The sequence below is a fragment of the Haloferax sp. ATCC BAA-644 genome (genome assembly GCF_000336975.1).
In the GTDB taxonomy this organism is placed as follows: Archaea; Halobacteriota; Halobacteria; order Halobacteriales; family Haloferacaceae; genus Haloferax; species Haloferax volcanii.
In genome coordinates this window covers 67,285-93,702 of sequence record NZ_AOLF01000037.1, presented here as the reverse complement: position 1 = coordinate 93,702, position 26,418 = coordinate 67,285, and the positions used below count along the sequence as shown (strand labels likewise).

The following is a 26,418-nucleotide window of genomic DNA, read 5'->3' as shown; positions in this document are numbered from 1 at the left end:
GCGGACCGATGAGCACCGAGACGAAAAGCGGAACCGGCCCGGACCAGACGAAGGAGATGACCATCCGGGAGGCGATTCGGCTCGCCCTCCGCGAGGAGCTCGAACGCGACGATGACGTGTTCGTCATGGGCGAGGACGTCGGCGCGTTCGGCGGCGTCTACGAGGTCACGGGTGACCTCGTCGAGCAGTTCGGCGAGGAGCGCGTCCGCGACACGCCCATCAGCGAGGCCGGCTTCATGGGCGCGGCGGTCGGCGCGGCGGCGACCGGGACGCGGCCGGTCGTCGAAATCATGTTCTCGGACTTCATGGGCGTCTGCTCCGAGCAGATAATCAACCAGATGGCGAAGAACCGCTACATGTTCGGCGGCAAGACGGAGATGCCCGTCACCGTCCGAACGACAGAAGGCGGCGGGAGCGGCGCGGCCAGCCAGCACTCCGGGACGATTCACACGTGGTTCGCCCACTTCCCCGGCGTGATGGCCGTCGCGCCCGCGACGCCGGCGTCCGCAAAGGGCCTCCTGAAGTCGGCCATCCGGTCGGACGACCCGGTCATCGTCTTCGAGAACAAGCAGATATACGAACAGAAGGGCGAGGTTCCGCTCGACGAGGATTTCACTATCCCAATCGGCACCGCGAGCGTCGAGCGCGAGGGCGAGGACGTGACCGTCGTCGCCACCCAGCGCATGGTCGGTGAGTCGGTCGAACTCGCCGAGGAACTCGCGGGACGGACGAGCGTCGAGGTCATCGACCTCCGGTCGCTCTACCCGATGGACACCGAGACGCTGGTCGAGAGCGTGAAAAAGACCGGCCGCCTCGTCATCGCCGACGAGAGCCCGCTGTCGTACGGGACCCACGCCGAGGTGGCGACGCGCGTCATGGAGAACGCGTTTTACAGCCTCGACGCGCCCATCCAGCGGGTCGGCGTCGCAGACGTTCACATCCCCTTCAGCCCCGCGCTCGAAGAAGAGGTGCTCCCCCACGGCTCCGACGTGGAAGCCGCAATCAACCGCATCGTGTAAGTGACGACCGCTATCGGGCTCGTCGTCAACCCCGCCGCCGGCCGCGACATCCGCCGACTCACCGGCGGCGCGAGCGTCAGTAACAACTACGCGAAACGCCGCACCGCGGGCTGCGTCCTCGCGGGGCTGACGCTCGTCGACGACGCGGAGGTGCTCGTCATGCCCGACAACACGGGGCTCGCCGGCCGTATCGTCGACGACGCGCCCGACGGAGTCGGAACCGAGTTCGTGGACATGACGGTCACCGCGTCGGGTCAAGACAGCCGAACGGCCGCGGCCCACTTCGCGGAGCACGCCGACGCCGTCGTCGTCCTCGGCGGCGACGGCACGACGCGGGACGTGGCCCAGACCGTCGACGACGTGCCGGTCGTGAGCATCTCGACGGGGACGAACAACGTCGTCCCGACGCCCGTCGACGGCACCGTCGCGGGCGCGGCCGCCGCGCTCGTCGGAAGCGGCGCAGTCCCCGCCGCGGAGGCGACCACGCGCCACGGAACCATCGAGGTCGACGTGGTCCGGTCCGAGGAGACGATGGTCATCCGTGGCCTCGCCACCGTCGGCGTCCTCGACCGCCCCTTCGTGGGCACGCGGGCGATTCTCGACCCGAGCGACATCGTCGGCGGCGTCGTCTCGCGCTCGTCGCCCGCGGAAATCGGCCTGTCGGGTATCGCCGGCGGTCTCGTCACGCACCGACCGGACGACCCCGGCGGCGTCGGCTTCCGACTGGCCCGTGAGGGGGATGACGGGGGTGACGGGACAGACGCGGCGGGGGCGGCGGACGCGACGACCGGGCCGGCAACGACGGTCAGAGCAATTACCGTCCCCGGACGCCTCTCGGCGGTCGACGTGGCCGAACACCGCGTCCTCGACGACGGCGAGGACTACGCGTTCGAGGTGGACCGCGGGGTGATAAGCGTCGACGGCGAGCGCGAACACGAGGTGCGAAACGGAACCGTCCGCCTCCGTCCGGTAAGCGACGGCCCGCGACTGGTCGACGTCGAGGCGGTCCTCGAACGGGCGGCCGACGACGGGCGCTTCAGGCTCGGGTGAGCCGGCGGGGACGGGCCGGTCGACCCCCCCGACCAGTTCGACCTCTTTTTTCACCGCCCGCCGGCGGCGATGACGAGCGGCCACGGGTTCTCGACGTGTTCGACGAGCGTGCCGAGCATGCGGGCGGCGTCCGCCCCGTCGACGATGCGGTGGTCGAACGACAGCGAAAACGAGATGACCCGCCGGACGGCCACGTCGCCGTCGTCGGTCGGCACGGCCTCCCGGCGAATCGTGTTGACGCCGAGGATGGCGACCTGCGGCGGGTTGATTATCGGGTCGAACGACTCGACGCCGAGGACGCCGAGGTTCGAGACGGTGAACGTCCCCCCCGAGAGGTCGTCCATCGTGAAGTCGCCCGACAGCGCCCGCTGAGTGGTCTCGGCGCGGGTCTCGGCGAGTTCGGAAAGCGACAGCGAGGCCACGTCGCGGACGACCGGTGCGATGAGCCCCTCGTCGACGTCGACCGCGATGCAGACGTTGTGTTCCCCGTGGAGCCGGTGGACGCCGTCTTCGAACGTCGCGTTGAACTCGGGGTGTTCGTCGAGCGACGCCGAGAGCGCGAGGAGCAGGACATCCGTTATCGACACGTCCGCGCCGAGAGCGTCGTCGGCGGCGTTCGCCGCGGCCAACAGTTCCTCCGCGTCGGCGCGGCGGTCGACCGTGACGTGGACCGCCTCGCGGTAGCTCTCTCCGAGGCGGTCAGCGATGGTGCGGCGCATCCCGGATAGCGGCCGCTCCGTTTCGGCCGGTTCGCGCGCGGCAGTCGTGTCAGTCGCAGCGGTCGTGGCGGCTCCGGCGGCCGCCGAGTCGGTCGCCGCCGCAGTCGCGCCGCCCGCCGCCCGCACGTCGGACTCGGTGATGCGGCCGTTCTGTCCCGTCCCCTCGACGGCCTCGATGTCGACGCCGAGTTCGCGGGCGAGGCGGCGGGCGCTCGGCGGGGCGAACACGCGCTTTTCGGCCGCGTCGGCGGTCGCCCCCGCGTCGCCCCCGGCGGATTCCGCGGACTCCGCCGCGGCTTCCACGTCGCTCTCGGTGATTGCGCCCTGTGGCCCGGAGCCATCGACGGTCGTGAGGTCGACCCCGAGGTCGTCCGCGAGTCGCTTCGCACGCGGCGACGCGCGGACCTCGCCGTTCCCGGACGGGCCGTCCGACCCGCTCGGCCGTTGCTTCGTGACCGACGAGGCGTCCCCGGTCGCCGCCGCCGTGTCGGTCGCCTCGGCCGCACCCGAGTCCGCCGCCGCGTCGTCGGCCGCGGCGGGGTCACTCTCGCCCTCACCGACGCCCGCGTCCGCCTCCAACCCGGAGATGTCTTCGTCCGCGCCGGCGACGATTGCCAGCGCACCGCCGGGCGCTGTCGACTCGCCTTCCGCGAGAACGACGCGCCGCAGAACGCCGTCTTCCTTGGCGTCGATTTCCGCGGTCGTCTTCTCCGACTCGATTTCAGCGATTGGCTCGCCCTCGGTGACCTCGTCGCCCTCCGAGACGAGCCACGCCGAAAGCTCGCCGGACTTCATCTCCAACCCCAGTTTGGGCATTTTGACTACGTACGCCATGGCAGTAACATACACAATAGAACGTGATATATCTAGGTCGGCCGAGGCGCGACCACCAGATTTTACTACTAGGTGGTATCATTAGGTAGTATGTCGTTCGACGGCTTCACCGACGCGACGGAAGCACAGGTCACGCGCGCGATTTCGGACTCGTGGATGGAGGAGTTCCGCGAGCGCACCGACACCGAAGTCATCGTCGTCGGCGGCGGCCCCTCCGGGCTCGTCGCGGCCAAGGAACTCGCCGAGCGCGGCGTCGAGGTGACCATCGTGGAGAAGAACAACTACCTCGGCGGCGGCTTCTGGCTGGGCGGCTTCCTCATGAACAAGGTGACCGTCCGCGACCCGGCCCAGCGCGTCCTCGACGAGCTCGGCGTCCCCTACGAGGAGAGCGACGAGGCCGAGGGGCTGTACGTCGCTGACGGCCCGCACGCCTGTTCCGCGCTCATCAAGGCCGCCTGCGACGCCGGCGCGAAGATACAGAACATGACGGAGTTCACCGACGTCGTCCTCCGCGAGGAGGACCGCGTCGGCGGCATCGTCATGAACTGGACGCCGGTCCACGCGCTCCCGCGCGAACTCACCTGTGTCGACCCCATCGCGGTCGAGTCCGACCTCGTCCTCGACGCGACGGGCCACGACGCGGTGGTCCTCTCGAAGCTCTCCGAGCGCGGCGTCCTCGACGTGAACGGCATCGAACACGCCGCAGAACACAACACGGGGATGGACAAGACCGCCGACGGCGAGTACGGCGCGCCCGGCCACGACTCGCCCGGCCACGACTCGATGTGGGTCTCCGAGAGCGAAGACAGCATCGTCGACGCGACGGGCGTCGTCCACCCCGGCGTCGTCGCCTCCGGCATGGCCGTCGCCACCGCCCACCACCTGCCGCGCATGGGCCCGACGTTCGGTGCCATGCTGCTGTCCGGCCGACAGGCGGCGCAGTCCTGTCTCGACGAACTCGGCCGCGACGCGCCCGAAGTGAGCATCTCCGGGCCCGCTCCGGCCGACGACTGACCGTCTCCCGACGGTCCGATTGTCGGTTCCCCCGACGCCTCTGACACTTGTTTCGGGTCGCTCCCGACCCGTTTTCGTCCGTGTCGCAGACGACCTAGAAGTGACGACAGCGCGGCGCTTCTGAATCAGCTACTCGACCACGCCCGCACGGACCCGCGCGAAGCCGAGCGCGTGGGTCGTCTCGCGGGTCACCCGACACCGCGATTCGAGCGCTCGATGGGCCGCCACGAGTCGCCGGTTCAGCAGCTTCGTCGGCGACGCGCGCATCGTTCGCGACCCCGGCGGCGCGGTGGCACGGACGAGCGCCCGAAACGCCGGATTGAGCGGTCGCCAGCGCGGCACGGTCGTCTCCGCGAGGTCGACGAGACAGAGCCGGCCGCCGGAGCCGACGAGGTCCGCCCACGACGAGACCGCGGCCGCGGGGTCGTCGAACATCCCCGAGACGAACGTGCCGAGGACGGCGTCCGGCGATGCATCGAGGTCGCCCGCGACCGGCGGCCGGGTCGCGTCGGCGCGGACGAGGTGGACCTGCGGGAACTCGCGGGTTCGCTCGCGGGCCACGTCGAGGACGCCGGGGGAGAAATCGACGCCGACGACGGTCCCCTCGGGACCGACGCGCTCGGCGAGGTACGGGAGGTTCGCGCCCGTTCCGCAGCCCATCTCGACGACCGTCTCGCCCGGGGCGAGCGCGAGCGCGTCGGCGGCTTCGGTTCGGACGCTCCCGACGCCGGGTGCGCGGCGGGCGAGCGCGTCGTACAGCGTCGCCCAGCAGGTGTAGAACGACTGGGCGACAGCGGAGCGAGAACGGGAACGGGAGCGAGCGCGAGAACGAGACCCGGACTGTTCGGCTGTCATGGGACGGAAGCCTCAGAGCAGGACGCGGACCACGTCGGCGACGGCGGGCGCGTCGGGTCCGAGGATGTACGTGATGGGTTCGATGCCGTAGCCGCCGCTCTGGTAGACGACGAACGTCTCCGGGAGGTCGCGGGCGGTGAGGAGTTCGCGGACCGGGTCGGTCGGCGCGTCCGGGTCGAACTCGATGCACTCGTAGCCCGCGGCTTCGAGGTCCTCGATGACGCCCGCGTCGTAGACGATGTTGAGCGCGGCGTTCACGTCGGCACCGGCGGCGCGGGCCGAAAGCAGGACGCCCGCGACGTGGCCGCTGACGCCGAACTCGGGTTCGCCGGGGACGGTCGCCTGCCCCTTCACGTCGAAGATGCGGCCGGGGATGGCGGCCACGTCGTCGACGCTGTCGGCGTCCGGGAGCGACTCCACGAGGTTGGAGCCGACGTTCGGGATGAGCCCCGCGAAGCCGGAGGTGTTCGTGAGCATGCGGAGGCCGCGGCGGACCGACGAGCGGACCTGCTCGACGGTTCGGAGGCGACCCTCGGGGTCGTGGATGCTTCGGAAGCCGTCGTGGGAGGCGAGTTCGGGCATCACCTCCTCGTGGAGGTCCGAAAGCAGGTCGCCCTCCTCCAGTTGGCGGATGAGAACCTCGGCCTCGACGAGCGCCTGCACGGGCGTCATGTCGCCGGTGGCGAGGCCGTCGCCGACGCGGGAGACGAGGTCGACGACGCGAGGGTCGTCTGCGACCCGCTCGTTCGTGGCGACCTCGCCGTGGGCGTACTTCGAGACGGCGCTCTGGCTGATGCCGAGCGCCTCAGCGACCTCCGACTGGGTGAACCCGCGGTCCCGGAGGTCCTCCGCGAGGAGCGCGCGGAACGTCGGGAGGAACGCGTCGACGACGATTTCTTCGATGAACTTCATTCGTCGCCACCGAACTCGGGGTCCGAACTGAGCCGCGACGCCTGCGGCCCGCGCTGGCCTTGATACTTCGAGCCGCGTTCGACCCCGTAGGGGCGGTCCGCGGGCGACTTCATCTCCGTGAACACGAGCTGCGAGATGCGCATGCCGGGGGTGAGCGCGACCGGGGCGGTGCCGAGGTTCGACAGTTCGAGCGTGATTTGGCCCTCGTAGCCGGGGTCGACGATACCCGCGGTGGCGTGGATGACGACCGCGAGTCGGCCGAGCGACGACCGGCCCTCGACGGTCGCAAGGAGGTCGGCGGGAATCTCCACGCGCTCTTTGGTCGTGCCGAGGACGAAGTCGCCGGGGTGGAGGATGAAGTCGTCGCCCTCCGGGACGTGCGTCTCGCGGACGTACTCGGAGACTTCGTGCTCTCGATTCGGGTGGATACAGGAGATGTTCGTGCGCTGGAACTCCAGGAATTCGGTGCCGAGACGGAGGTCGACGCTCGCGGGCTGGACCTGCATATCCACGTCGTCTATCGGGTCGACCACGAGGTCACCCTCGGCGAGGCGAGCGAGGATGTCCGAGTCGGAGAGTATCATACTCGAAGGGAGCGCGTCGCGGACAAGTAAATCCACCTTCTCGGCGCGGCTCAGAGGAGTTCGAACAGGAGGCCGACGAGGCTCAGGCCGACGGTGACGACCGCGGCCGACTCCACGTCGAGGTCGCGGGCGCGAGCCATCCCGTAGGTGCGGACGTACGTCGCCCACGCGACCGTGACGACCACGACGGCCCCGCTGACGAGGCCGAAGCCGGACAGCGCGGACTGCATCGCGGCGACCGCGGCGTCGGGCGTCGACGGGAGGTCGATTCGCGGGAGGGCGTAGGCGAGGTAGCCGGCGAGCGCGAGGGCGCGGGCCGCGCTCGGGACCATCCCCCACGCGGCGACCGTCAGCGTCTCGGTGAAGTCGCCCTCGCCGCCGACGAGCGACGTGCCGAGGTGGAGCATCGCCCCCTCGAACAGCCAGAACAGCGGCACGCCGAGGAGCATCGCCCACGGGACCCACGAGAGTTCCTGCCAGACGAGGTCGCCGAGGCGCTCGTCGAGCTGTTCGGGCACCGACGGGTCACAGCCCGCCGGCGCGTCCATGTCGTCGAAGGGACCGCCTTCCTCGTAGTTCTCGCACATGAACTCGGGGGCGTGTTGGGGGTTGTCGACGCTGACCCGCTGGTCGAGCTGTTGGGTGAACGTGACGAGGATAGCGCCGGTGGCGGCCGCGACGACGAGCGTCACGAGCGCGACGACGGCGAGTGCCCGCCGGGTGTCGAGCGGTCGCGGCCGCGACGCGAAGTACTCGCGCGGCTTGCGGAGAGGCGTTCGGGGACCTGCCATCGGTCGAACCACGGAAATGTCTGTGAAATGTCTTTTGCCCCGTACGCGACGCCCGCGATGGGAGGACATTTACCGCGTCGGCGGGGAGTAGCGGGCATGAAACAGGCCATCGTCGCACGCGCCGACCTCGGCATGGGCCGGGGAAAGCTCGCCGCGCAGGTCGCCCACGCCTCGCTGTCCGCCTACGAGGACACCGACTCGCAGACCCGGAAGCGCTGGAAGGGCGAGGGACAGAAGAAGGTCGTCCTCAAGGCCAACGGCGAGTCCGAACTGTTCACGCTCGCGGACAAGGCCGAGCGGGCGGGCATTCCCCACGCCATCATCCGCGACGCGGGGCACACGCAGCTCGACCCCGGCACGGTGACGGCGCTCGCCGTCGGCCCCGCCGAGGACGACGACATCGACCGCGTGACCGGCGACCTCTCGCTGTACTGATGCGCGAGGCACACCCGCTTGAGCGCGCGGTCGGCATCGACAGCTACGTGAGCGACGCCGACGGCGTCGGCGGCCGCCTTCGCGTCGCCCCCGAGGATTTCCGCGTGCGCGAACTCGAACTCGACTCGCTGAACGTCCGCCCGCCGGACGCGCCGACCGGCGACTTCCCGAACCTCGTGCTCCGCGTCACGCTCCGCGGCTGGGACACCAACGACTTCGCGGGCCGGCTCTCGGACGAACTCGACGCGAGCAGAGAGCGCGTCTCGTGGGCCGGCACGAAGGACAAACACGCCGTGACCACCCAGCTGTTCACCGTCAACGGCGGCGACGCCGCCGACGTGCCCGAGATTCCGAACGCCGACATCGAGGTCGTCGGCCGCCTCGGCCGCACGCTTGACTTCGGTGACCTCGCGGGCAACGGCTTCCGCATCCGCGTCCGCGACCCCGAGACCCCCGACAACGCCGCGGCCGTCACCGACGCGCTCACCGAGTTCGGCGGCCGCGAGGGCCGCGTGGGCGTTCCGAACTTCTTCGGCCACCAGCGGTTCGGCAGCATCCGCCCGATTACCCACACAGTCGGCCTCCACGTCGTCCGCGGCGAGTGGCGCGAGGCCGTGTTGGCGTACTGCGGCGGGCCGACCGAGGACGAACCCGAGGAGACACAGGCGGGTCGCGCCGTCGTCGACGAGGAAGCCGCGTCGGCCGACCCCGACTGGCACCGCGCGCTCGACCGGATTCCGGGCTACCTCGGCTACGAGCGGGGGATGCTCCACCGACTCGCGGAGGACGGCGCGGAGACCGACGAAGACTGGCGCAACGCGCTCGAATCGGTCCCGTCGAACCTCCAGCGCCTGTTCGTCAACGCCGCGCAGTCCTACGCGTTCAACCGGATGCTCTCGGAGCGCCTCGACCGCGGCCTCCCGTTCGACGAACCCGTCGAGGGCGACGTGGTCTGCTTCGCTGACCGCGACGCGCCCGAGGGACTGGAACTCCCCGACGTGAGCCGCCTCCAGACCGCGACGGGCCGCCGCGTCGATGTCGTGAGCCGCCACATCGAGCGGGGTCGCGCGTTCGTCACGGCCCCGCTCGTCGGCACCGACACCGAACTCGCGGAGGGCGAACAGGGCGACATCGAGCGGGCCGTCCTCGACGACCTCGACCTCGAACCCGGCGACTTCGACCTCCCCGGCAACTTCCGGTCGACCGGGACGCGCCGGGCGATTCTCGTCCGCACCGACCTCGACGTAGAGCGCGAGAGCGGCGACGACGACGCCGCTGGCGGCGCTGACGACCTCGTCTTCGACTTCGCGCTCCCCCACGGCTCGTACGCGACGGCCGTGATGCGCGAGTATCTGAAGGCCGGCCCGCTGGACCTCTGAAAACGAATCGAGACGCGAACTTACTGTTCTACGGCGCTCGCGGCGGGGCTGGCTCCCGCCCGACGCGCCGCGTCCGCGGTGCGCGTGGTCGCGTAGCCGATGGCCGCGGAGGGAAGCGAAAAGAGCGTCGCGGCGACCGCAAAGCCGACCGCGTAGCCGACGGTTCCCGGCTGGAAGCCGGCAGCCTCCGCGGCCGGCGGGAAGTACGCCCACGCGGGGACGGCGAAGGCGAGCGCCGAGACCGCCGCGCCGAGCCGGAGTCGGCCGCGGGCGCTGGCGACGCCGAGCGCGTAGCCGACGGCCAGCGGGAGCGCCAGCGTGGCGGTTCGGGCGACCGCGGGCCCGGCGACGAGGGACGCGACGACGCCGCCGACGGCGACGGGAGCCACCGCGTACAGCGACCCGGTGACGACGCCCCTGGCGTTCGAGCGGCCGGCGAAGACGGCTCCCGCGCCGGCGAGGAGCGCGACGCCCGCGCCGGCGACGACGACCGGCCGGTCGCGGGCGAAGATGGCCACGAGCGGGACGGTCGCCGAGGCGACGAGCGCGAACGCGTGTTCGGCGGTCGTCCGCGTGTCGGAGGGGTCGCGGTGGGCGACGAAGGCGCGGAAGCCCCCGGCGGCGACCCACGCGAGGGCGGCGAACAGCGCCGTCGAAAGCGGCGCGGCCCGACCGAGATACGAGGCGACACCCCGGCCCGTGTCGAGCGCCGATTGGCCAAGTTGCGTGGCGAGACGGACGGTCGTCTCGGGGTCGAGCGCGAGCGCGACCAGTCCGGCGAGACCGGCGAGCGCGAGCGGCGACAGCGACGCGAGAAGGGCGCGGCGGCGCATACGAAGTGGAGTCTCGGACACGGGAACGAATATGTTTCGCCGGGCGAGTCCGCGGCGGGAGTCGCGGCGCGTCCGCCTCGACCCGCATAAACGGCCTTTTGTACGCGCACGACCGACACGTCGATATGCACTGTCGGCGGTGTGGAAATCCGTTAGAGAAGCCGGGAGACTACTGTCTCACCTGCAACACCGCCAACTGCGACGCCGTCGTGGCCGTCTTCGCGGCCGACCGCGCGACGCTGACGTTCCTCGACGACGAAGACGTGCTCGGCGAGACGACGGTCACGACGATACCCGAGTCGAACGACGAGACGAAGGTCGTTCAACTCCGCAACTTCGCCGGCCTCGTCGCCGACGAGATTCGGCGCAAGCGCCCCGAGACGGTGTACGCCGCGGGCGAGCGCGCTCCGCTCCGCGAGACGCGCGCGCAACTCCACCACGAGTTCTACCGCGTCTCCGACGACGACGACCCCGTCCAGCGCGTCCTCGACACTCGCGGCGAGCGGACGCTGGAGGTCGTCGATATCCCGCCCGCCGAAAAGTTGGGCGGGAGCCACAGCACGCTCATCGGCGGACGACGGGGTCGCCGGGCAATCGGCGTCGTCGCCGGCCACCCGCACGTCAAGAAGGTCATCCCCGGCCCCATCGACGCCGGCGGCACCGGGTCGCGGACGGGGCTCCGGGCGAAGGTCACCCGCGCCGACGGCAACGGCAACGTCAGACTCCTCCTGCGAGACGGGTCGAGCGTCCAAGAGAACCGCATCGTCACGACGGCGATGAACCGCGAGACGGGCGAGCGCGTCCGCGACGACCTGAACGAGGCGCTGCGCGAAGACGGGCTCCAAGACGAGTAGCGGGTGAGCGTGCCGAGGCCGGAATCGAGTGAGCGACTCAGGCCGACTCGGTCGCGCCCTCCGGGGCCGTCTCGATGTGAATCGGCTCCGTCTCGTCGGCCTCGCGCTGTGATTCGAACCACGCGACCGTCTCGGCGATGGCGTCCGCCAGCGGCGTCGGTTCGACCGCGTCACCGAACGCCTCGCGGAACTTCGCGTCGCGGACGACGTACGGCTCCTCGAAGGCGTACCGCATCTCCGAGAGCTCCTTCAGCGGCGCGCTCAGGTAGCCGCCGAGCGTCAGCGCGACCCCCGGCGCGGCGATGATGTGCGGGAAGCCGGGGTCGATGTCGGCGGCCTCGTAGACGAGGTCGACGAAGCGGCGCGTCGAGACCGTCTCGGGGTTCGGGACGTGCCAGACCTCGCCGAGCGCCTCGTCGCGCTCACCGAGGAGGACGAGCGCCCGCGCGAAGTCGGGGACGTAGGTGTAGGTGTGGGCGAGTCGCGGGTCGCCGAACACCTTCGCGCGCTTGCCGGCGACGGCGGCCCCGAACACCTGCTCGCCGACGACCGACTCGCGGACGCGCGGGCCGAAGAAGTCGCTGGCGCGGCCGATGGTCGCCTCGATGCGACCCGCCTCGTGGGCGTCGAGGACGATATCGGCGCACTCGGCTCTGGCCTGACCCTTCGGGCCGGTGGCGGCGTACGGGAGGTCTTCGGAGAGACGAGCCTGCACCGGGCCGTACATGTAGAGGTTCTCGGCGACGACGAGGCGCGCGCCGGCGGCTTCGACTCCCGCGACGATGCCGCGGGTGAGGTCGGGGAACAGTTCGGGCCACTGGTCGTACGGCGGTTTGGCGCAGTGATAGACGATATCCGCGTCCGCGAACGCGGTGACGGCGCGGTCGGGGTAGAGCACGTCCGCGAGGCGGCTCTCGACGCCCTCGGGGAGGAAGTCGGGGTCGTGACGCGTCACCGCGGCCACGTCCGCCCCGCGTTCTCGGAGCCGTTCCATCACCGCGAGTCCGACGGGACCGGCACCCACCACCATGTGTTGTGTCATGGTCCCCCGTACGCGCGCCGGCGACAAAGCGGTGTCTAGGGCCGTCAGGTCCCGAGACGACTCGTAGGGTTTATCCATACCGGCGAGGTAGTTCGCGGTACTATGGCCGAGAAGAAGGCACGATCCGTCGGTAGTTCCGGGCGCTTCGGCGCACGGTACGGCCGCGTCGCTCGACGCCGCGTCAAGGAAATCGAAGCAGAGATGCGCAACTCCAAGGTCGACGGCGACGATGTCACTCGCGTCGAAACCGGCGTCTGGAAGAACGAGGAAACCGGCGAGATTTTCACCGGCGGCACCTACCGCCCGCAGACCCCCGCCGGCAAGCAGGTCCGTCGTTCCATCCGCGCCGCGCTCACCGGCGAGGACGAATAACCCACAAGTAGCCTCGACGCTTTACATCTCACAATGAGCTACAAGTGTTCCCGGTGCAAGCGCGATGTCGAACTGGACGAGTTCGGTGGCGTCCGCTGTCCGTACTGCGGGCACCGCGTCCTGCTGAAAGAGCGGTCGCCCAACGTCAAAGAAGTCGCCGTCGAGTAGCGTGCGCCCCGCGCACAGCGCGTCGCTCGAATTCGACTACCCCGACGAGCGGCGCGCGCGCGTCGTCGAGCGGAGCGTCGCCGTCGAGGAAGGCGAGATAGACGACGCCCGATCCGGCGCGCGCGTCGCCCGCGAGGGGCGAACCGTCGTCGTCACCGTCGAGGCCGACGACCTCGTCGCGCTCCGCGCGGGCGTGAACTCGTGGATACGACTCGTAGAGACCGCGGAGCGCGTCGCTTCGGCGGGTGACGCGCTGTCGGAGTCCGCGTAGGAGACCGCGGGTGTTTTAGGGCCGGCGTCCCGTCGGTTCGGGTATGCAGGGAAGCCTACCGCCGGAAGCCCAAGAGAAGCTCGAAGAACTGCAGAACCTTCAGGAGACCGCCCAGAACGTCTCCGAGCAGAAGCAGTCCTCCGAGAGCGCGCTCAACGAGGCGCAGACGGCGCTCACGACGCTCGAAGAGATCGACGGTGACTCGAAGATGTACCGCGAGGTCGGCGAACTCCTCATCGAGACCGACTACGAGTCGGCCAAGGACGACCTCGAAGAGAAGGTCGAGAGCCTCGAAGTGCGCGTCGAGCAGCTCACGAAGCAGGAGACGCGCGTGCAGGAGAAGTTCGAGAGCCTGCAAGAAGAGCTCCAGCAGATGCTTCAGGGCGGCGCGGGCGGCGCGGGTCCGATGGGCCCCGGCGGCGCGTAAATGTCACAGCCGACGGACGAAGAAGTGGTCGAAACCGCCGCGGAGGCGGCTGAAGGCCTCATCTTCGCCCGCTTCAAGCAGTCGCGCGTCAAGGACTTCGACGTCACCGTGACGTTCGAAGACGGCGTCCTCGACGTTGACGTGTACGTCAACGCGCCCGACGACGCCGACGACGCGGAGGCGGTCGCCGATGAGGCGGCGCTGACGGCCCAAGAGGCCGTCGACGAACTGTTCGCGGCCGCCGACGAGGAGTAAGGGACGTTCTCGCGGGCACCCCCCGCACTCGATTTTGTCCGGTGAGCGGCGGCGCTGTGCCGGTCGGCGCGCGAGCCGAACGAGAGAGTCGAACGATTCGTTTCGGATTCCGCAAGTACCACCGCGATTCGGTGCGGAACCGCCCGACACAATTAAACGTGATAGTGGTGTATGGTACCGTATGTCAATTAGAAGGACGCCGAGAGGAACGACCGCGTTGGACCGGTTGCGGGAGCGATACAGCGACGCCGACCTCACCTGTTCGAAATGTGGCTTCACCGACGACGACGGCGAGTGGTCGGCCAAGACGACCGGGTCGAGCGTGTTCTACCGGCGGGTCTGTCCGAGTTGCGGCGCTATCGAGACGCGGACGCTCTCGCTGAAGTAGTGCGGCGGGCAGTTGCTCGTCGCCGGAATCGACTCGCGAGTGGCGACGCTGGAGCCGGAACGAGAGGAAGGAGGGAGCGCCGGGCGGCGACGAGCCGCCGGCGTCGCCTACGCGAGGAAGAACACCAGCAGGCTGACGGCCATCGCCGCGAGGATGAGCGCGAGCGCGAGCGCCCCGCCCATCGAGACGACGACGTTGGCGTGGCTGGCGAGCGTCTCGGTGCGGTCGTTGCCGAAGATGGTCACCTCGGCGCGTTCGGTCGCCATGCCGGCAACGACCGGTTCGGTGTCCGCGAGCGCCTCGTCGACGAGGCGGTCGATGGTCTCGCGGAGTTCGTCGGGGTCGATGGCCGCGCCGACCTGATTTTCCGCCTCGACGGTGTTGACGATGTGGGTGTCCGTCGTCATCACCTCGGCCACGTCGGCTTTCGCGTTCGGCCCGGTCGTGAGCTCCTCGACGATTCGGTCGCGCAGGCCCGGTTCCATGTTGTTGCCGTCGATGAGGACGTACGCGGTCGTCTGGTCGCCGACGGTCGTCGCGGCCACGCGGATGCCCAGCGGGCCGATACCCTCCCGCGGCGTCCAGTCGGTCGGGTCGAACGCCGTTCCCAACGACAGCGACCCGCGCGACGAGGCGGAGAGTTCTTCGCCCGCGAGCCCGGCGGCGGTAATCATGTCGAACGAGCGCTTGCTCCCCGGCGTGACGTGGCCGAGGTCGGGGCCCTGAAGCCCGTTGTTGCAGTTGTGGGCGTCGACGAGAAGCACGTCCCGCAGGCCCGTGGTGCGAGCCTCGGCGGACGCCGAGAGGCCGACCGCGTACTCCACGTCGTCGGCGAACTGGGGGGCGTACGTCGAGACGAGCAGCGCGTCGTCACCGAAGCGCTGGCCGAGCATCTTCGCGTCGCCGGACTGGACGCGGACGCTTTCGGTCACGTCGGGGCTGTACTCGATGCGCTCGTAGGCGTCGTCGGCCGCGTCGAGGACCACGTCGACCTCGCGTTCGGTCACGAGGTTGAAGTCGTGGCCCGCGGTCGCGTGGGGCGGGAACACGAGGCCCTCCGCCCGGCGGGCGACGCGCTCGGGGAAGTTGCCGCCGCCGATTTCGCCCATCGGACCGGGGTGAATCATCGGCAGGACGAACCGGGCTTTCTCGGTTCCGTCGTCGCGTTCGAACGAGAGCACGGTGACGGGGACGATTGCCTCCTGGCCGAGCTGTTCGAAGAAGTCCTCCAGTTCGCGGGTGCCCTCGGCGATGTGGCCGATGAAGCCGCGGATGAAGTCGAGGACCGACACGCCGAGGCCGCGACGCCACGGGCGGTCGACGATGCGGAGGAAGACGTAGACCCCGAGGGCGTACATCACGCAGGTAATCGCGAGGAGCTGGAAGTGGCTCAGCGCGATGGCCGACAGCTCCGGCGGTGCCCGGTCGGGGCGGGCGAGATACGGCATCAGATAGGCGTCGAGGATGGGACCGCCAACCTCGAAGAATCGGAGCGTGCCGCTGTAAACGAACAGGAGCGCGGCTGACGTGAGCGTCTGGATGCTCGCCGGGACCGCCGCGATGAGCAGCGACGACCGCGAGACGGCCATCACGATGAGCAGGCGGAAGGCGAACACCGACGCGAGAGCGATTACGAGCGCGTCGAAGATGAACGTCTGGCCGAGGCCCGTGAAGACGGAGACGATGGCGGCCCCGGTGAGGAACGTGACGATAATCACCTCGCCGGCGAGCGCGAGGAGCGACGAGCGGTTGTGCGTCAGCTTCCCGCCGACGAACCGGTCGACGCCGGTGGTACCGAACGCCGCGACGACGGTCGGAATCCCGATGAAGAAGATGCCTTCCCAAGCGTCTCTCCCGAGGAAGAAGATGCCCCGCCACGAGCCGGCGAGGTCCCCGGAGTCGAACGCGCCGATACCCGCCATCGCGGCGACGAGCAGGGCGAACCCGAGACTCGTGTACCAGCTGGGCGCGCGGAAGATGAACCGCGAGAGCCCGGCGAGGTCGCTCTGGGTGGAGGTCATTTCCCGAACAGACAGAACGGAGGCCGGTAAATGTCTCGGCTTGCTTCCGAGGAACGACTGTGAGAGACTTCATCGTGTCGCGGGATTGCGGTTTTCCGCCGCGGCGACGGAGAAAAAAGCCAGTCGTCGCGGAGCACCCGGTCGCGGTCGAAGGCGACCGACCGCTCAGCTACCGGTTACCGCTCGCAGACCTCGATGAAGTTCTCGAACACTTCCTCGCCCTCGGCGGTGTGGGCGACCTCGGGATGCCACTGGACGCCGTAGAGGTCGCGGTCGGCGTCGCTCATGGCCTCGATGGTACACACGTCGCTCGTGGCGGTGTGGGTGAAGCCCTCGGGAACCTCCTTGACCTCGTCGGCGTGGCTGGCCCAGACGCGGGTCTCGGGGGCGAGCGAGCCGATAAGGGGGTCGTCCTCGTCGAGGATTTCAACGTCCACGTCGGCGTAGCCGCCGTAGTCGCCGGAACCGACGCGCCCGTCGAGTTCCTCGGCGAGAATCTGCATGCCGAGACAGATGCCCAAGACGGGCACGTCGAGGTCGAGATAGTCGGCACTGCGGCCGATGCGGTCCATGTCGGGGCCGCCGGAGAGGACGATGCCGTCCGCGTCGATGTCCGCGGGGTCGGTGTCGTTGTCGACGAGTTCGGTGTCGACGCCGAGGTCGCGGAGCGCGCGCCGTTCGAGGTGGGTGAACTGCCCGTGGTTGTCGATGACGACGATGCGGGTCATGTGCCGGATTGGACCAGCGTGCCTAAAAGTCAATCGAAGAACGGCCGAGATGCGCGTATCCGTGCATCAGATTGGCGCGTCGGGGCGGTCGAGTCGCGACTCACTCGTCGCCGGCGCGGTCCCGCGCCGTCTGGAACCCGAGTTCGTCGAGTTCCTTCGTCCGGCGGCCCTCCCGCTCGGCAATGGCTTCGACATCCGGGGAGGCGTCGTCGTCGATGCGGGCGAACGACTTGTGGACCTTCGTGTGACACCACCGACACAGCGCGACCGTGATTTCGTGAGAGGGTTCGCTGCCGTCACCGTCGCCATCACCGCCGCGGCCGCCGTACGAGAGGTGGTGTGCTTCGAGTAACGGGCGGGCGGTCGAATCGTGGGCCATGCGGACCTCTTCGAGGCCGCAGCGGACGCACTCGCGGCCGTTCGTCGTCGAGGCGTAGTGCGGGCAGTCGCGGAAGTCACAGCCCTCCGCGGCGGCGACGCACTCGTAATCGGCTCGGGCGCGCTCGCGGGCGAACGCCGGGTCGCGGTCGGCGTACTCGCGGGCGAGGCGACACGCGCCGTCGCTCGTGAGGTGGTCGCAGCGGCCGGCGTGGTCGTAGGGGTCGTCGACTCCCACGGGCGTCCCTGTCGGCGTCCGCTCCATGAGGCGCGTTCGGGGCGGGGCGGGCCTAAACGTTGCTCTCGAGGGCGGACGGCCCGCCGTCCCGGCGGTGGATTCATCACGCCCGCCGTCGAAGCCGGCGTCGTGAGACTCGTTCACCGACAGAACGGAGCCCAATCGACCCTCGCGTCGGACGTCGAGACGGCCGACTCGTTTCTCTCGCAGGCGCGCGGGCTGATGTTCCGCGGCTCCGTCCCGGACGACTACGCCCTCGTCTTCCGGTTCGACGACGCCGACCGCCACAGCCTCCACATGGTGTTCGTCCCGTTCGACATCGACGCGCTCTGGCTCGTCGGCGACGAGGTGACGAAGAAAAAGCGGCTGTCGGCGTGGACGGGCATCGGCTTCGGGATGGCCGACACCGTCGTCGAACTCCCCGCGGGCGCGGCCGACGGCGTCGAACCCGGCGACTTAGTCGAGATTACGGAGTGACTCGACGGTCTCGAAGCAACGCTCGTCCAGCGCGGTCCCCGGAGAGACACCAATTTCTGTCGGAACCATCTCTTTTATCCCTTCATCGACAGTTGTCTTCAACTACTATGTCGGGACCTACCACACCGACGGAGGATAGAGTAAGTCGTCGCGAGACGGCTGGCTGTGAAATTCGACGGTTCTAACCCACAAGGACACGATTCTACCGTGAACGAACGATTCGGGAAGACCCCCGAGCTACGCACTTCTGATTCAGTACAGCTCTTAGACACCACGCTCCGCGACGGCGAGCAGGCCCCCGGCGTCTCGCTGACGCCGACCCAGAAGGCCGACATCGCCCGTGCACTCGACCGCGCCGAAGTCGATTACATCGAAGCCGGCAGCGCCTGTACCGGCCCCGGCGAGCGCGAGACGATAAAGCGCGTCACGTCGCTCGGCCTCGACGCGACGGTGACGAGTTTCGCCCGCGGCGTCAAGAACGACGTCGACCTCGCGCTCGACTGCGACGTGGACGGCGTCACGCTCGTCGTGCCGGCGAGCGACCGACACGTCGAGTCGAAAGTCGGGACGACCCGCGAGGATGTCGTCGAGACGACCGACGAGCTCGTCGCCTACGCCAAGGACCACGGCCTCTGGGTCGAGGTCATCGGCGAGGACGGCTCGCGGGCCGCCCCGGAGTTCCTCGAATCGCTCGCGCGCGCCAGCCACGACGCCGGCGCCGACCGCTTCTGTTTCGCCGACACGGTCGGCCACACGAGCCCCGAACACACCTACGAGGTCGTCTCCCGGCTCGCTGAGCTTGGCCCGACCTCGACGCACACCCACGACGACCTCGGCCTCGCGATGGCGAACGTCCACGCCAGCCTCGCCGCGGGCGCGGACCTCGTCCACACCACGGTCAACGGCATCGGCGAGCGCGCCGGCAACGTCGCGCTCGAAGAGGTCGCCATCGCGCTCGACCACTGCTACGACGTGGAGTCGGTGAAGCTCGACGAACTGTACGCGCTCGCCCAGAAGGTCGCGCAGGCCACGGGCGTCGCGCTCCCGCCGAACAAGGCGGTTGTCGGCCAGAACGCCTTCACCCACGAGAGCGGCATCCACACCGACGGGACGCTCAAGGACGACGCGATGTACGAGCCGTACCCGCCGGAGACGGTCGGCCGCGAGCGCCGCCTCGTCCTCGGGAAACACGCCGGGCGCGCCGGCGTCAAGGCCGCGCTGGACGAACACGGCGTCGACGCCACCGACGAGGAAGTCGCGGCCGTCGTCGAGCGCGTGAAGGAACTCGGCGACCGCGGCAAGCGCGTCACCGACGCCGACCTCCTCGCGTTCGCAGAGGACGTTCAGGGCCGCGAGCGCGCCCGACAGGTCGAGCTGCTCGACCTCACGGCCGCCTCCGGCGGCGGCACCCCGACCGCGAGCGTCCGCCTCCGCGTCGAGGGCGAGGAACGCGTCGCCTCGGGCACCGGGTCCGGCCCGGTCGACGCCGCGGTGAAGGCGGTCCGCGAGGCGCTCGGCCCCGACGCCGACGCCCAACTCGACGAGTACCACGTCGACGCCATCACCGGCGGCACCGACGCCGTCGTGACCGTCGAGGTGACGATGTCGCTCGGCGACCGAAGCGTCTCCGTCGCGGCGTCGCACGCCGACATCACGCGGGCGAGCGTCCAGGCGATGGTGGACGCGCTCGACCGACTGCTCGCGCCGAACCACACGTCGCCGACGCCCGCGTCGGCCGACGACTGAGAAGACGACCCTGTCGCGTCGCGGCCGCGTTTTTCTCCCGCTCCCGGGACGACTGAATCCGAACCCGGACTACCGCGTCTCTTTGGCGACGAGGTAGGTCCAGCCGCCGCGGCGCTCGAACCCGATAGCGTCGTCGCCGAGCTCCGTCTCCGCGAAGTCGGCGACGCGGCCGGTCCGGACCGTCGTCACGTCGATGCGTCGCGTCCCGTCCCGTTCGCTCGTGTCCGCGCTTGCTGCGTTCGCACTCATACCCTCGCTGACGCGGGCAGGGGATATGTATCGCATCCTAGGAGAGTGAAAGTGAAATCGAGGGACTTCGCGGCCCCGTGACACTGTGTCGCACACCTTACGCGAGGACGACACTCGAAGCAAGCGTCTCGAAGCGCTCACTCCGGCGCGGAGGCGACGAGAACGATGGTGACGACCACGACGAACGCTGCGCCGAAGTAGCCGGCAACCCGGTAACTCTCGATGAGCACGAGCAAAAACAGGAGGGCGATGATGACGTCGAGTCTGTATTTGAGCGCGGTGTCCATACGGACCGGCATTCGTGTCTAATTAGTAACTGTTTTGGTGGCGTGAAGCGCGCTCCGTCGGGCGTATCAGAACCGATTTGCGAGCCAGTCAGGACTATCGAAACGATGGTTGGGTTCACAGAGCGCGAGCGGTCGGGCGTGTACAAGTCGATTTACGCACGGCGGGACATCAGGCGGTTCAGCGACGATCCGGTGTCCGAGGAGACGCTGGCGCGACTGCTCGATGCCGCGCATCACGCCCCGAGCGTCGGCTTCTCGCAGCCGTGGGACTTCGTCGTCGTCGAGGACGACGAGACGAAAGCGGCCGTCGCGTCCATCGCGGAGCGTGCGATTGCGGCGGCCCGCGAGGGCTATCGAGAGCCTCGAAAGTCGGAGTTCGGTCGGTTGAAGCTGGAAGGAATCACCGACGCCCCGGTGAACGTCTGCGTCACGTGCGACCCGACGCGGGACGCCCCGCACGTCCTCGGGCGCAACACGATGCAGGCGATGGACGCCTACTCGACGTGTCTCGCCGTGCAGAATCTCTGGCTGGCCGCGCGGGCCGAGGGCGTCGGCGTCGGCTGGGTGTCGTTTCTCTACCCCCACGAGGTCCGCGAAGTACTCGGGATTCCGCACCACGTCGAGCCGATTGCGTATCTCTGCGTCGGCTATCCCGAGGACGGCTTTCCCGAGGAGCCGGTCCTCCAACGAGAGGGCTGGCGCGAGCGCATCGACACGAGCGAACTCGTTCACCGGGAGCGGTGGGAGTCTACGTCGGACTGAGAGAATCGGAGTCGCGGCGCGACGAGACGCGCCGCTCGGAACGTTGTGGCCGCGAGAAGCGCCGAGGGTGAGATTTGAACCTCACTCGCTCACTGCGTTCGCTCGCTGGTTCAAATCTCGGGTCGTCGCACAGCCTCGTCACACGGGGCGAGAGACATGAACGTCTCTCGCGGGGTGACGTTCGGAAGAAGCGCCGAGGGTGAGATTTGAACCGCAGTCGCTCCCATGCGGTCGCTCCTTGATTCAAATCTCAGGACGTTGCACACGCGGCCACGGAGTCGCGGCGCGACGAGACGCGCCGCTCGGAACGTTGTGGCCGCGAGAAGCGCCGAGGGTGAGATTTGAACTCACGTGTCCGAATGGACAGTAGATTTCGAATCTACCGCCTTGGCCGGGCTAGGCTACCTCGGCTTCCATCGTTGTCTCTCTCGCGGATAGTTTAATCCGTTTCGATTTCCGAGGGCCGCGGCGGAGAGTCACACGGATGCGGTCGGCGGGTCTACGCCGGAAGGAACCGAGGCGGGTGGGCGAGGTCAGCGACGGGCGACGGGCGGCGAGGGACCGGCCGACCCGAATCCCGCCAACCAACGGGCATAAGTCGCACGCAGACGCGGGACGTGTATGGACATCGACACGGCTAGCGAGACGTGCGCCGAGGTGCTCGACGCCATCTCGGAGGCCGTCATCGCCGACCGAGCCTTCCTCGAAACCGTCCTGACGGGCGTCCTCGCCCGCGGCCACGTCCTCCTCGAAGACGTTCCGGGAACCGGAAAGACACTCACCGCGCGGAGCGTCGCCACCGCGCTCGGGCTGTCGTTTTCCCGCGTGCAGTTCACCCCGGACCTGCTTCCCGCCGACGTGACCGGGACGAACATCTACGACGAGCGCGAGCGGACCTTCGAGTTCTCGCCGGGACCAATCTTCGCAAACGTCGTCCTCGCCGACGAAATCAACCGCGCGCCGCCGAAGACGCAGGCCGCGCTCCTCGAAGCGATGGAAGAGGGACAGGTGACCGTCGACGGCGAAACCCACCAGCTTCCGAGCCCCTTCTTCGTCATCGCCACCCAGAACCCCGTCGAACAGGAAGGGACGTTCACTCTCCCCGAGGCGCAGGTCGACCGATTCGTCGTGAAGTCGGCCATCGGCTACCCCGACCTCGACGGCGAGGTCGAACTCCTCCACCGGCGTGCGGGCCGAAGCGATCAGAGCCCGAGCGTCGAGCGCGTCCTCGACCGCGACGCGGTCGCCGCCATCCGCCGCGCGCCCGAGTCGGTCCGCGTCGAGGACGACCTGCTCGAATACATGGCGAAGCTCGCGCGGGAAACGCGCACCGACCGCCGGGTCCGCATCGGCGTCTCGCCCCGCGGGACCCAACGGCTGTTCGAGGCGACTCGCGCCCGCGCCGTCATCGAGGGTCGCGAGTTCGTCACGCCCGACGACGTGAAACGCGTCGCGCAGTCCGTGCTCGCTCACCGCCTCGTCCTGACGCCGGACGCGCGGGTCGAAGACGTGCGGAAATCGGACGTCGTCGACGACGTGCTCGGTCGAGTGACCGTGCCGACGCTGGAGTAACGGGAGATGGGAGACGCGAGACGTGAAACGGGAGCCGTGAGGCGGACACGGCTCAGCGCGCCACGACCGCCACGAGCGCGACGACGCCGACCAGCAGTAAGACGACGGCCGTGATGGGCTGGCCGCCGGCGGCCGCCCGGTCAGCCCCGTAGACGACGGCCGCGCCGACCGCGAGCACGACGAGCGTCGCCGCCGCGTGGACGAGTTCGAGCCGGAGCGTGTCGGTCTCGCGGCCGAGGTGTGCGCCGACGGAGCGCGCGTTGTCCGCGAGGTCCCACGCGAGTATCGACCCGACCGCGGCGAGCAGAAGCGCCTCCGTCCCGGCCCCGCTCGCACCCGCGAAGAGAAGCGAGAGGAAGAACAGCCCGCCCGCGGCGTCGACGATGCGCCGCGAGCCCCGAACCAGTCCGGCGGCGAGCGCGACCGTCGCGGCGAGGCCGCCGACCGCCGCCGTCGAGGTGGTGAAGCCGAGCGCGAGGATGGCGAATCCGGCGGCCGACAGCGCCAGTGCGGTCCCCGTCCGGGTCGGCTGGCGGGTGATTTCGCTCACCGCGACCACCCCGCTTCGGCCCGCGCGAGCGCGACACCGAGGGATTCGTCACCCCAGTCGACGACGCGGACGCCGCTCCCCCGGAGTTCGCGGAGCCGCAGGTCGCGCTCGATGTGCGCGAGTCGCGCGCCGACGGTCGATGTCGTCGTCGGGTCCGGAGAGACGACCGTCACGGCGTGGCCGTAGGCCTCCAAGCGGCGGGCGACCGAGACGCCGTAGTCGTCCACGAGCGGCGAGCAGAAGATGACCTGCGCGTCGCTGGCGAGTCGACGCCGGAGCCGGCGCACGGCCACGGAGGGGAAAAAGGCCCCGTCCGGCGGCGTCGGCGCGAACGCCGGGTGGGTCGCGAACAGTCGGCGGGCGCGGGCGCGGTGGTCGACGCCCGACGAGGGGGCGAGCCAGCACTCGTCGGGGCCGAACGCGGCGACGCCGACGCTGTCGCCGCCGTCGAGGAGTGCTGAGAAGGCGACGCTCGCGGCGTCCACGGAGCGCTCGACCGCGGTTTCCCCCTCGTCGTCGGGGGCGACGTGCGCCTCAGACCGGGTGTCGACGACGAGGACGACGGACGCCGCGCGCTCCTCTCTGAACTCCACCGTGGCGAGTTCGCCCGTGCGGGCGCGGCGGTTCCAGTCGATGCGCCGAACCGGGTCGCCGTGGCGGTACTCGCGGATGGAAGCGAACTCCAGTCCCGACCCCGGCACGTCGGTCTCGACGCGGCCGGCGTACTTCGAGGTGAGGCCCCGAAGCGGCAGGTCGGCGGTCGCGGCGAGTTCGGGCTCACACCGGAGCGTCGTCTCGGCGTCGACCGTCTCGCGGGACTCGACCGCCCCGCTCGGGTCGCGGACGACGACGACCGTCTCGTCCCACGCGTGCTCGCCGCGGACGGCCGTGACCCTGTACGTCGCGGTCGCGGTCGCGCCCGGTCGAAGCGCCGTCCCCAGTCGGGCGGAACCGTCGACGACGCCGAGTGCCGGCGGCACACCGTCGACGACGCGGAGGTCGAACAGCGTGCTGGACCCCTCGTTGGTGACGCGGAGCGTGACTTCGACCTCGTCGTCGGGGTCGGGCGTCGCGTCCGAAAGGTCGCGCTCGATTCGGAGCGACACCTCGGGAATCGCCGCGACCCGGACGTAACCGAGGACGACGACGCCGAGGCCGGCCGCGAGGAGCAGCGACGATTCGCGGGTGAATACGCCCGCGGCGGCCGCCACGAGGACGAGGCCGTCGAGGCCGGTCCAGCGTTCGGTGTCGAACCCGCGGCTCATCGGCGCTCACCCGCGGGGCCGTCGGGAGTGCCGACTTGCTCTATCGCGGCGACGGCTCGTTCGGCGCGGTCGGTGAGCGACGACCGGCCGGACAGAAACAGGCGGACGCGCTGTCGGAGCGGAATCGAGACGGACGCGCCGAGAAAGCGCGCGGCGACCGGGTCGTCGGTCCACCCGCCGGTTTTGAGGAGCGCGGCCGCTTCCTCGGGAGCGTGACCGCCGCGGGCAACGAGCGCCTCCTTGGCCCGCGTTTCGAGGCGGTCGACGACGCGCTCGCGGGCGGCCCAGCGGGTGCCCTGACCCATCGCAGACACGAGGTCGTCGTCGAAGTCGGCTCCGGGCACCGGGACCGAAATCCGCGCTTCCGGGTCGTCGGTGACCGTGGTGTTCGAGGGCGTATCGCGGCGGCGCTGGACGTACCGAAGCCCCTGGAGCGCCGCGAGCGCCGCGACGAATCCGAGGAAGATGTCCGTCAGTTCGAGGCCGAAGGAGACGCCGGCGACGACCGCGAGTCCGGCGGTCGTGGCGACGACGCCGACGAGCAAGAACAGCCGACGCGTCAGCGTCATCGGTCGTCCCCCGTCGCGTCGGCGTAGGTATCTTCGATGTTCCTGAGCGCGTCGACCGCGCGGCGCTCGCGCTCCGGCGTCGCCTCGAAGCCGCCGTAGCGGACTTCCTCGAACAGCGTCGTCAGGTCGTCCACGTCGTCGCGGTCCATGCCCGCGTCGACGGCCGAGTGGGCGAACTCGGCGGGCGTCGCAGCGCGACGGTTCGGCACGTCGAGGAGCGCGGTCATCTCACCCCACGCGCGGAACACTTCGTTTTCCACGTCGGCGTCGCCGTCTTCGATGCGCTGGGCCGCGGCCCCGGCGGCCCGTCCGACGGCGGCGACGTTCGACCCCTCGTCCTCGTCGGCGGGGTTGACTTCGTCGTCGGCCGCGGGCGAGTCGCCGGTCCCGGTGACGAGCATGAAGGCCGCGACGGCGAGGGCGACTGCGAGCAAGAGGCCGAACAGCAACGTGGGCGGTGAGACGCTCTGCGCCGCGTTCCCGCCGTGGCCGAGACTACCACCGCCGCCGGCGGGGAGAAACGACACGTTTCGCGCGGCGGCCGCGGCACGAGACGAAAACGAGAACTCGCGGCGACATCCCGTGAGGAGGGCGAAAAGCAGGACGACCGGCGGCCCGACCGCCGCGAAGATTGCGAGGGGCGGAAGCAGAGAGCCGGTCTCCCGGTAGGCGTACGCGCCGAGGAGGACGAAGACGAGGGCGACGACCGCGAGGACTCCGGGTGAGAGCAACCACGGGAAACACGGCGTCGGGATGCTGAGACTGCCGGACGAATCACCGGACGGTTGGGTGCCGGTCTCGTCCGTGTCTCCAGCGACCGCGCCGCCGGTCTCGCCGCCACCGAAGCCGGCTGGGCCGCCGCTCGAGACGACGGTCGAATCGATGGTGGCGGCGACGACCGAGAGGGCGACGACCGCGAGGAGGGCCAGTGCGAGCGCGCGGAGGGCGGAACGGTCCACGGGAGTAGGTAACAGCATCCGAGGTAAAGACATTTCGAGGGGCGGGGCGGTCGTCGGAGGGGCGAAGACAGTCGGCCGACCGACCGAATCAAGCGGGTTTCCTGCCGGTTGCCCCGAAGATGACGCGGTCAGACAGGCTATCCGAACAGACCCCCCCTGCAAGTGAACCAGCCGCGGGTGCGGCGGACGAAAGCCGAGGCATGACACCCACACACCACGTTTGCAAGTGAATTGGCGGTGGGAAGGTGGGCCGGGGAGACACACAGACACCACCGTTGCACGTGAAGCGTGGTAACGCCGAGAGGGGGGGTGCCATCGGCGGGCACTCGGAGAGAGCACCAGTGCAAGTGAACCTCGGTCGCGACTCGAACGTCGTTACCCACCACCGTTGCAGGTGATTTCTCCCGAACCGGAC

At 69.6% G+C, this 26,418-nt stretch carries 32 protein-coding genes and 1 tRNA gene; 16 read left to right on the top strand and 17 right to left on the bottom strand.

What is annotated here, in order from left to right; all coding sequences use genetic code 11:
* Positions 1–8: 8 nt before the first annotated feature.
* On the top strand, positions 9–1,019 hold the full coding sequence (locus C458_RS16605; RefSeq protein ID WP_008577460.1) for an alpha-ketoacid dehydrogenase subunit beta: 1,011 nt from the start codon (positions 9–11) through the stop codon (positions 1,017–1,019).
* On the top strand, positions 1,020–2,069 hold the full coding sequence (locus C458_RS16600; protein ID WP_008577458.1) for an NAD(+)/NADH kinase: 1,050 nt from the start codon (positions 1,020–1,022) through the stop codon (positions 2,067–2,069).
* Between the two features lie 50 nt (positions 2,070–2,119).
* Here C458_RS16600 and C458_RS16595 read toward each other — a convergent pair whose 3' ends face one another.
* The gene (locus C458_RS16595) at positions 2,120–3,622 is read right to left on the bottom strand and encodes a 2-oxo acid dehydrogenase subunit E2 (protein ID WP_049897061.1); all 1,503 of its coding nucleotides are present in this window, start codon (positions 3,620–3,622) and stop codon (positions 2,120–2,122) included.
* A gap of 90 nt (positions 3,623–3,712) precedes the next feature.
* Here C458_RS16595 and C458_RS16590 point away from each other — a divergent pair, with 90 nt between their 5' ends.
* Complete coding sequence (locus C458_RS16590; protein WP_008577453.1) at positions 3,713–4,636, top strand: sulfide-dependent adenosine diphosphate thiazole synthase; 924 nt, start codon at positions 3,713–3,715, stop codon at positions 4,634–4,636.
* A gap of 129 nt (positions 4,637–4,765) precedes the next feature.
* Here the strand turns inward: C458_RS16590 and C458_RS16585 are convergent, their stop codons facing one another.
* Genes C458_RS16585 through C458_RS16570 form a run of 4 tightly spaced genes read right to left on the bottom strand, consistent with a single transcriptional unit; the run spans position 4,766 to position 7,778 of the window.
* Positions 4,766–5,491: a class I SAM-dependent methyltransferase gene (locus tag C458_RS16585; RefSeq protein ID WP_008577451.1), complete on the bottom strand. Its 726-nt coding sequence runs from the start codon at positions 5,489–5,491 to the stop codon at positions 4,766–4,768.
* A 12-nt stretch (positions 5,492–5,503) separates the two neighbouring features.
* Positions 5,504–6,403: a thiamine-phosphate synthase family protein gene (locus C458_RS16580; RefSeq protein WP_008577450.1), complete on the bottom strand. Its 900-nt coding sequence runs from the start codon at positions 6,401–6,403 to the stop codon at positions 5,504–5,506.
* Positions 6,400–6,987 (bottom strand): dCTP deaminase, encoded by a 588-nt coding sequence (gene dcd, locus C458_RS16575; RefSeq protein ID WP_008577448.1) that lies wholly within the window; start codon positions 6,985–6,987, stop codon positions 6,400–6,402. The genes C458_RS16580 and dcd overlap by 4 nt, the downstream gene beginning before the upstream one ends.
* Before the next feature lie 50 nt (positions 6,988–7,037).
* A complete protein-coding gene (locus C458_RS16570; protein ID WP_008577445.1) occupies positions 7,038–7,778 on the bottom strand; it encodes a Yip1 family protein in 741 nt (246 codons plus the stop codon).
* A 96-nt stretch (positions 7,779–7,874) separates the two neighbouring features.
* On the opposite strand from C458_RS16570, the gene pth2 reads away from it, so the two are divergent.
* Together pth2 and truD are read left to right on the top strand one after the other, a co-directional pair.
* The gene (gene pth2, locus C458_RS16565) at positions 7,875–8,213 is read left to right on the top strand and encodes a peptidyl-tRNA hydrolase Pth2 (protein ID WP_008577443.1); all 339 of its coding nucleotides are present in this window, start codon (positions 7,875–7,877) and stop codon (positions 8,211–8,213) included.
* The gene (truD, locus tag C458_RS16560; RefSeq protein WP_008577441.1) at positions 8,213–9,592 is read left to right on the top strand and encodes a tRNA pseudouridine(13) synthase TruD; all 1,380 of its coding nucleotides are present in this window, start codon (positions 8,213–8,215) and stop codon (positions 9,590–9,592) included. Before pth2 ends, truD begins: the two co-directional genes overlap by 1 nt.
* A gap of 20 nt (positions 9,593–9,612) precedes the next feature.
* On the opposite strand, the gene C458_RS16555 is transcribed toward truD, so the two are convergent.
* A complete protein-coding gene (locus C458_RS16555; protein ID WP_008577439.1) occupies positions 9,613–10,425 on the bottom strand; it encodes a hypothetical protein in 813 nt (270 codons plus the stop codon).
* 125 nt (positions 10,426–10,550) lie between these two features.
* On the opposite strand from C458_RS16555, the gene C458_RS16550 reads away from it, so the two are divergent.
* On the top strand, positions 10,551–11,279 hold the full coding sequence (locus C458_RS16550) for a DUF2103 domain-containing protein (protein ID WP_008577437.1): 729 nt from the start codon (positions 10,551–10,553) through the stop codon (positions 11,277–11,279).
* Between the two features lie 37 nt (positions 11,280–11,316).
* On the opposite strand, the gene C458_RS16545 is transcribed toward C458_RS16550, so the two are convergent.
* Entirely contained in the window at positions 11,317–12,321 is a 1,005-nt protein-coding gene (locus C458_RS16545; RefSeq protein ID WP_049897062.1) for an NAD-dependent epimerase/dehydratase family protein, read from the bottom strand.
* Between the two features lie 102 nt (positions 12,322–12,423).
* On the opposite strand from C458_RS16545, the gene C458_RS16540 reads away from it, so the two are divergent.
* From C458_RS16540 to C458_RS18215, 6 genes are all read left to right on the top strand, one after another.
* On the top strand, positions 12,424–12,693 hold the full coding sequence (locus C458_RS16540; RefSeq protein WP_008577433.1) for a hypothetical protein: 270 nt from the start codon (positions 12,424–12,426) through the stop codon (positions 12,691–12,693).
* 33 nt (positions 12,694–12,726) lie between these two features.
* Positions 12,727–12,861 carry a DNA-directed RNA polymerase subunit P gene (locus C458_RS16535; protein WP_004044283.1) on the top strand — a complete coding sequence of 45 codons (135 nt, stop codon included), beginning with the start codon at positions 12,727–12,729 and terminating at the stop codon, positions 12,859–12,861.
* A gap of 1 nt (position 12,862) precedes the next feature.
* Positions 12,863–13,132 (top strand): KEOPS complex subunit Pcc1, encoded by a 270-nt coding sequence (locus C458_RS16530; protein WP_008577430.1) that lies wholly within the window; start codon positions 12,863–12,865, stop codon positions 13,130–13,132.
* 43 nt (positions 13,133–13,175) lie between these two features.
* On the top strand, positions 13,176–13,559 hold the full coding sequence (locus tag C458_RS16525) for a prefoldin subunit beta (RefSeq protein ID WP_008577429.1): 384 nt from the start codon (positions 13,176–13,178) through the stop codon (positions 13,557–13,559).
* Positions 13,560–13,814: a DUF3194 domain-containing protein gene (locus tag C458_RS16520; RefSeq protein ID WP_008577427.1), complete on the top strand. Its 255-nt coding sequence runs from the start codon at positions 13,560–13,562 to the stop codon at positions 13,812–13,814.
* A gap of 181 nt (positions 13,815–13,995) precedes the next feature.
* A complete protein-coding gene (locus C458_RS18215; RefSeq protein WP_144860029.1) occupies positions 13,996–14,202 on the top strand; it encodes an HVO_0649 family zinc finger protein in 207 nt (68 codons plus the stop codon).
* Positions 14,203–14,309: 107 nt separating this feature from the next.
* Here the strand turns inward: C458_RS18215 and C458_RS16515 are convergent, their stop codons facing one another.
* From C458_RS16515 to C458_RS16505, 3 genes are all read right to left on the bottom strand, one after another.
* Complete coding sequence (locus tag C458_RS16515; protein ID WP_008577423.1) at positions 14,310–16,223, bottom strand: DUF2070 family protein; 1,914 nt, start codon at positions 16,221–16,223, stop codon at positions 14,310–14,312.
* A gap of 176 nt (positions 16,224–16,399) precedes the next feature.
* Positions 16,400–16,951, bottom strand: coding sequence for a GMP synthase subunit A (locus C458_RS16510; protein ID WP_008577421.1), 552 nt, complete (start codon positions 16,949–16,951; stop codon positions 16,400–16,402).
* A 100-nt stretch (positions 16,952–17,051) separates the two neighbouring features.
* A complete protein-coding gene (locus C458_RS16505; protein WP_008577420.1) occupies positions 17,052–17,594 on the bottom strand; it encodes a hypothetical protein in 543 nt (180 codons plus the stop codon).
* Positions 17,595–17,696: 102 nt separating this feature from the next.
* Here C458_RS16505 and C458_RS16500 point away from each other — a divergent pair, with 102 nt between their 5' ends.
* Both C458_RS16500 and C458_RS16495 read left to right on the top strand, forming a co-directional pair.
* On the top strand, positions 17,697–18,044 hold the full coding sequence (locus C458_RS16500; protein ID WP_008577418.1) for a DUF192 domain-containing protein: 348 nt from the start codon (positions 17,697–17,699) through the stop codon (positions 18,042–18,044).
* Between the two features lie 207 nt (positions 18,045–18,251).
* The gene (locus tag C458_RS16495; protein WP_008577416.1) at positions 18,252–19,790 is read left to right on the top strand and encodes a (R)-citramalate synthase; all 1,539 of its coding nucleotides are present in this window, start codon (positions 18,252–18,254) and stop codon (positions 19,788–19,790) included.
* Positions 19,791–19,859: 69 nt separating this feature from the next.
* On the opposite strand, the gene C458_RS16490 is transcribed toward C458_RS16495, so the two are convergent.
* Both C458_RS16490 and C458_RS18575 read right to left on the bottom strand, forming a co-directional pair.
* Complete coding sequence (locus tag C458_RS16490; RefSeq protein WP_008577414.1) at positions 19,860–20,039, bottom strand: hypothetical protein; 180 nt, start codon at positions 20,037–20,039, stop codon at positions 19,860–19,862.
* A gap of 137 nt (positions 20,040–20,176) precedes the next feature.
* Positions 20,177–20,326 carry a hypothetical protein gene (locus C458_RS18575; RefSeq protein ID WP_008577412.1) on the bottom strand — a complete coding sequence of 50 codons (150 nt, stop codon included), beginning with the start codon at positions 20,324–20,326 and terminating at the stop codon, positions 20,177–20,179.
* A 105-nt stretch (positions 20,327–20,431) separates the two neighbouring features.
* On the opposite strand from C458_RS18575, the gene bluB reads away from it, so the two are divergent.
* Entirely contained in the window at positions 20,432–21,088 is a 657-nt protein-coding gene (gene bluB, locus C458_RS16485) for a 5,6-dimethylbenzimidazole synthase (RefSeq protein ID WP_008577411.1), read from the top strand.
* A gap of 326 nt (positions 21,089–21,414) precedes the next feature.
* On the opposite strand, the gene C458_RS16480 is transcribed toward bluB, so the two are convergent.
* Positions 21,415–21,499 (bottom strand) — tRNA-Ser (locus C458_RS16480).
* A 210-nt stretch (positions 21,500–21,709) separates the two neighbouring features.
* Between C458_RS16480 and C458_RS16475 the strand changes: the two genes are divergently transcribed.
* Entirely contained in the window at positions 21,710–22,660 is a 951-nt protein-coding gene (locus tag C458_RS16475; RefSeq protein ID WP_008577408.1) for a MoxR family ATPase, read from the top strand.
* 52 nt (positions 22,661–22,712) lie between these two features.
* On the opposite strand, the gene C458_RS16470 is transcribed toward C458_RS16475, so the two are convergent.
* The 4 genes from C458_RS16470 to C458_RS16455 are packed head-to-tail and all read right to left on the bottom strand — an operon-like array spanning position 22,713 to position 26,003.
* Positions 22,713–23,219: a hypothetical protein gene (locus C458_RS16470; RefSeq protein WP_004044297.1), complete on the bottom strand. Its 507-nt coding sequence runs from the start codon at positions 23,217–23,219 to the stop codon at positions 22,713–22,715.
* Positions 23,207–24,475, bottom strand: coding sequence for a DUF58 domain-containing protein (locus C458_RS16465; protein ID WP_008577406.1), 1,269 nt, complete (start codon positions 24,473–24,475; stop codon positions 23,207–23,209). Before C458_RS16465 ends, C458_RS16470 begins: the two co-directional genes overlap by 13 nt.
* Positions 24,472–25,044, bottom strand: coding sequence for a hypothetical protein (locus C458_RS16460; protein ID WP_008577404.1), 573 nt, complete (start codon positions 25,042–25,044; stop codon positions 24,472–24,474). Before C458_RS16460 ends, C458_RS16465 begins: the two co-directional genes overlap by 4 nt.
* Complete coding sequence (locus C458_RS16455; RefSeq protein ID WP_008577402.1) at positions 25,041–26,003, bottom strand: DUF4129 domain-containing protein; 963 nt, start codon at positions 26,001–26,003, stop codon at positions 25,041–25,043. The genes C458_RS16460 and C458_RS16455 overlap by 4 nt, the downstream gene beginning before the upstream one ends.
* Positions 26,004–26,418: the final 415 nt, after the last annotated feature.

Coding starts and splice junctions, on each gene's coding strand:
- C458_RS16605 (WP_008577460.1), top strand. CDS start 9: ATGAGCACCGAGACGAAAAGCGGAACCGGCCCGGACCAGACGAAGGAG.
- C458_RS16595 (WP_049897061.1), bottom strand. CDS start 3,622: ATGGCGTACGTAGTCAAAATGCCCAAACTGGGGTTGGAGATGAAGTCC.
- C458_RS16590 (WP_008577453.1), top strand. CDS start 3,713: ATGTCGTTCGACGGCTTCACCGACGCGACGGAAGCACAGGTCACGCGC.
- C458_RS16585 (WP_008577451.1), bottom strand. CDS start 5,491: ATGACAGCCGAACAGTCCGGGTCTCGTTCTCGCGCTCGCTCCCGTTCC.
- C458_RS16580 (WP_008577450.1), bottom strand. CDS start 6,403: ATGAAGTTCATCGAAGAAATCGTCGTCGACGCGTTCCTCCCGACGTTC.
- dcd (WP_008577448.1), bottom strand. CDS start 6,987: ATGATACTCTCCGACTCGGACATCCTCGCTCGCCTCGCCGAGGGTGAC.
- C458_RS16570 (WP_008577445.1), bottom strand. CDS start 7,778: ATGGCAGGTCCCCGAACGCCTCTCCGCAAGCCGCGCGAGTACTTCGCG.
- pth2 (WP_008577443.1), top strand. CDS start 7,875: ATGAAACAGGCCATCGTCGCACGCGCCGACCTCGGCATGGGCCGGGGA.
- truD (WP_008577441.1), top strand. CDS start 8,213: ATGCGCGAGGCACACCCGCTTGAGCGCGCGGTCGGCATCGACAGCTAC.
- C458_RS16555 (WP_008577439.1), bottom strand. CDS start 10,425: ATGCGCCGCCGCGCCCTTCTCGCGTCGCTGTCGCCGCTCGCGCTCGCC.
- C458_RS16550 (WP_008577437.1), top strand. CDS start 10,551: ATGCACTGTCGGCGGTGTGGAAATCCGTTAGAGAAGCCGGGAGACTAC.
- C458_RS16545 (WP_049897062.1), bottom strand. CDS start 12,321: ATGACACAACACATGGTGGTGGGTGCCGGTCCCGTCGGACTCGCGGTG.
- C458_RS16540 (WP_008577433.1), top strand. CDS start 12,424: ATGGCCGAGAAGAAGGCACGATCCGTCGGTAGTTCCGGGCGCTTCGGC.
- C458_RS16535 (WP_004044283.1), top strand. CDS start 12,727: ATGAGCTACAAGTGTTCCCGGTGCAAGCGCGATGTCGAACTGGACGAG.
- C458_RS16525 (WP_008577429.1), top strand. CDS start 13,176: ATGCAGGGAAGCCTACCGCCGGAAGCCCAAGAGAAGCTCGAAGAACTG.
- C458_RS16520 (WP_008577427.1), top strand. CDS start 13,560: ATGTCACAGCCGACGGACGAAGAAGTGGTCGAAACCGCCGCGGAGGCG.
- C458_RS18215 (WP_144860029.1), top strand. CDS start 13,996: ATGTCAATTAGAAGGACGCCGAGAGGAACGACCGCGTTGGACCGGTTG.
- C458_RS16515 (WP_008577423.1), bottom strand. CDS start 16,223: ATGACCTCCACCCAGAGCGACCTCGCCGGGCTCTCGCGGTTCATCTTC.
- C458_RS16510 (WP_008577421.1), bottom strand. CDS start 16,951: ATGACCCGCATCGTCGTCATCGACAACCACGGGCAGTTCACCCACCTC.
- C458_RS16505 (WP_008577420.1), bottom strand. CDS start 17,594: ATGGAGCGGACGCCGACAGGGACGCCCGTGGGAGTCGACGACCCCTAC.
- C458_RS16490 (WP_008577414.1), bottom strand. CDS start 20,039: ATGAGTGCGAACGCAGCAAGCGCGGACACGAGCGAACGGGACGGGACG.
- C458_RS18575 (WP_008577412.1), bottom strand. CDS start 20,326: ATGGACACCGCGCTCAAATACAGACTCGACGTCATCATCGCCCTCCTG.
- bluB (WP_008577411.1), top strand. CDS start 20,432: ATGGTTGGGTTCACAGAGCGCGAGCGGTCGGGCGTGTACAAGTCGATT.
- C458_RS16475 (WP_008577408.1), top strand. CDS start 21,710: ATGGACATCGACACGGCTAGCGAGACGTGCGCCGAGGTGCTCGACGCC.
- C458_RS16465 (WP_008577406.1), bottom strand. CDS start 24,475: ATGAGCCGCGGGTTCGACACCGAACGCTGGACCGGCCTCGACGGCCTC.
- C458_RS16460 (WP_008577404.1), bottom strand. CDS start 25,044: ATGACGCTGACGCGTCGGCTGTTCTTGCTCGTCGGCGTCGTCGCCACG.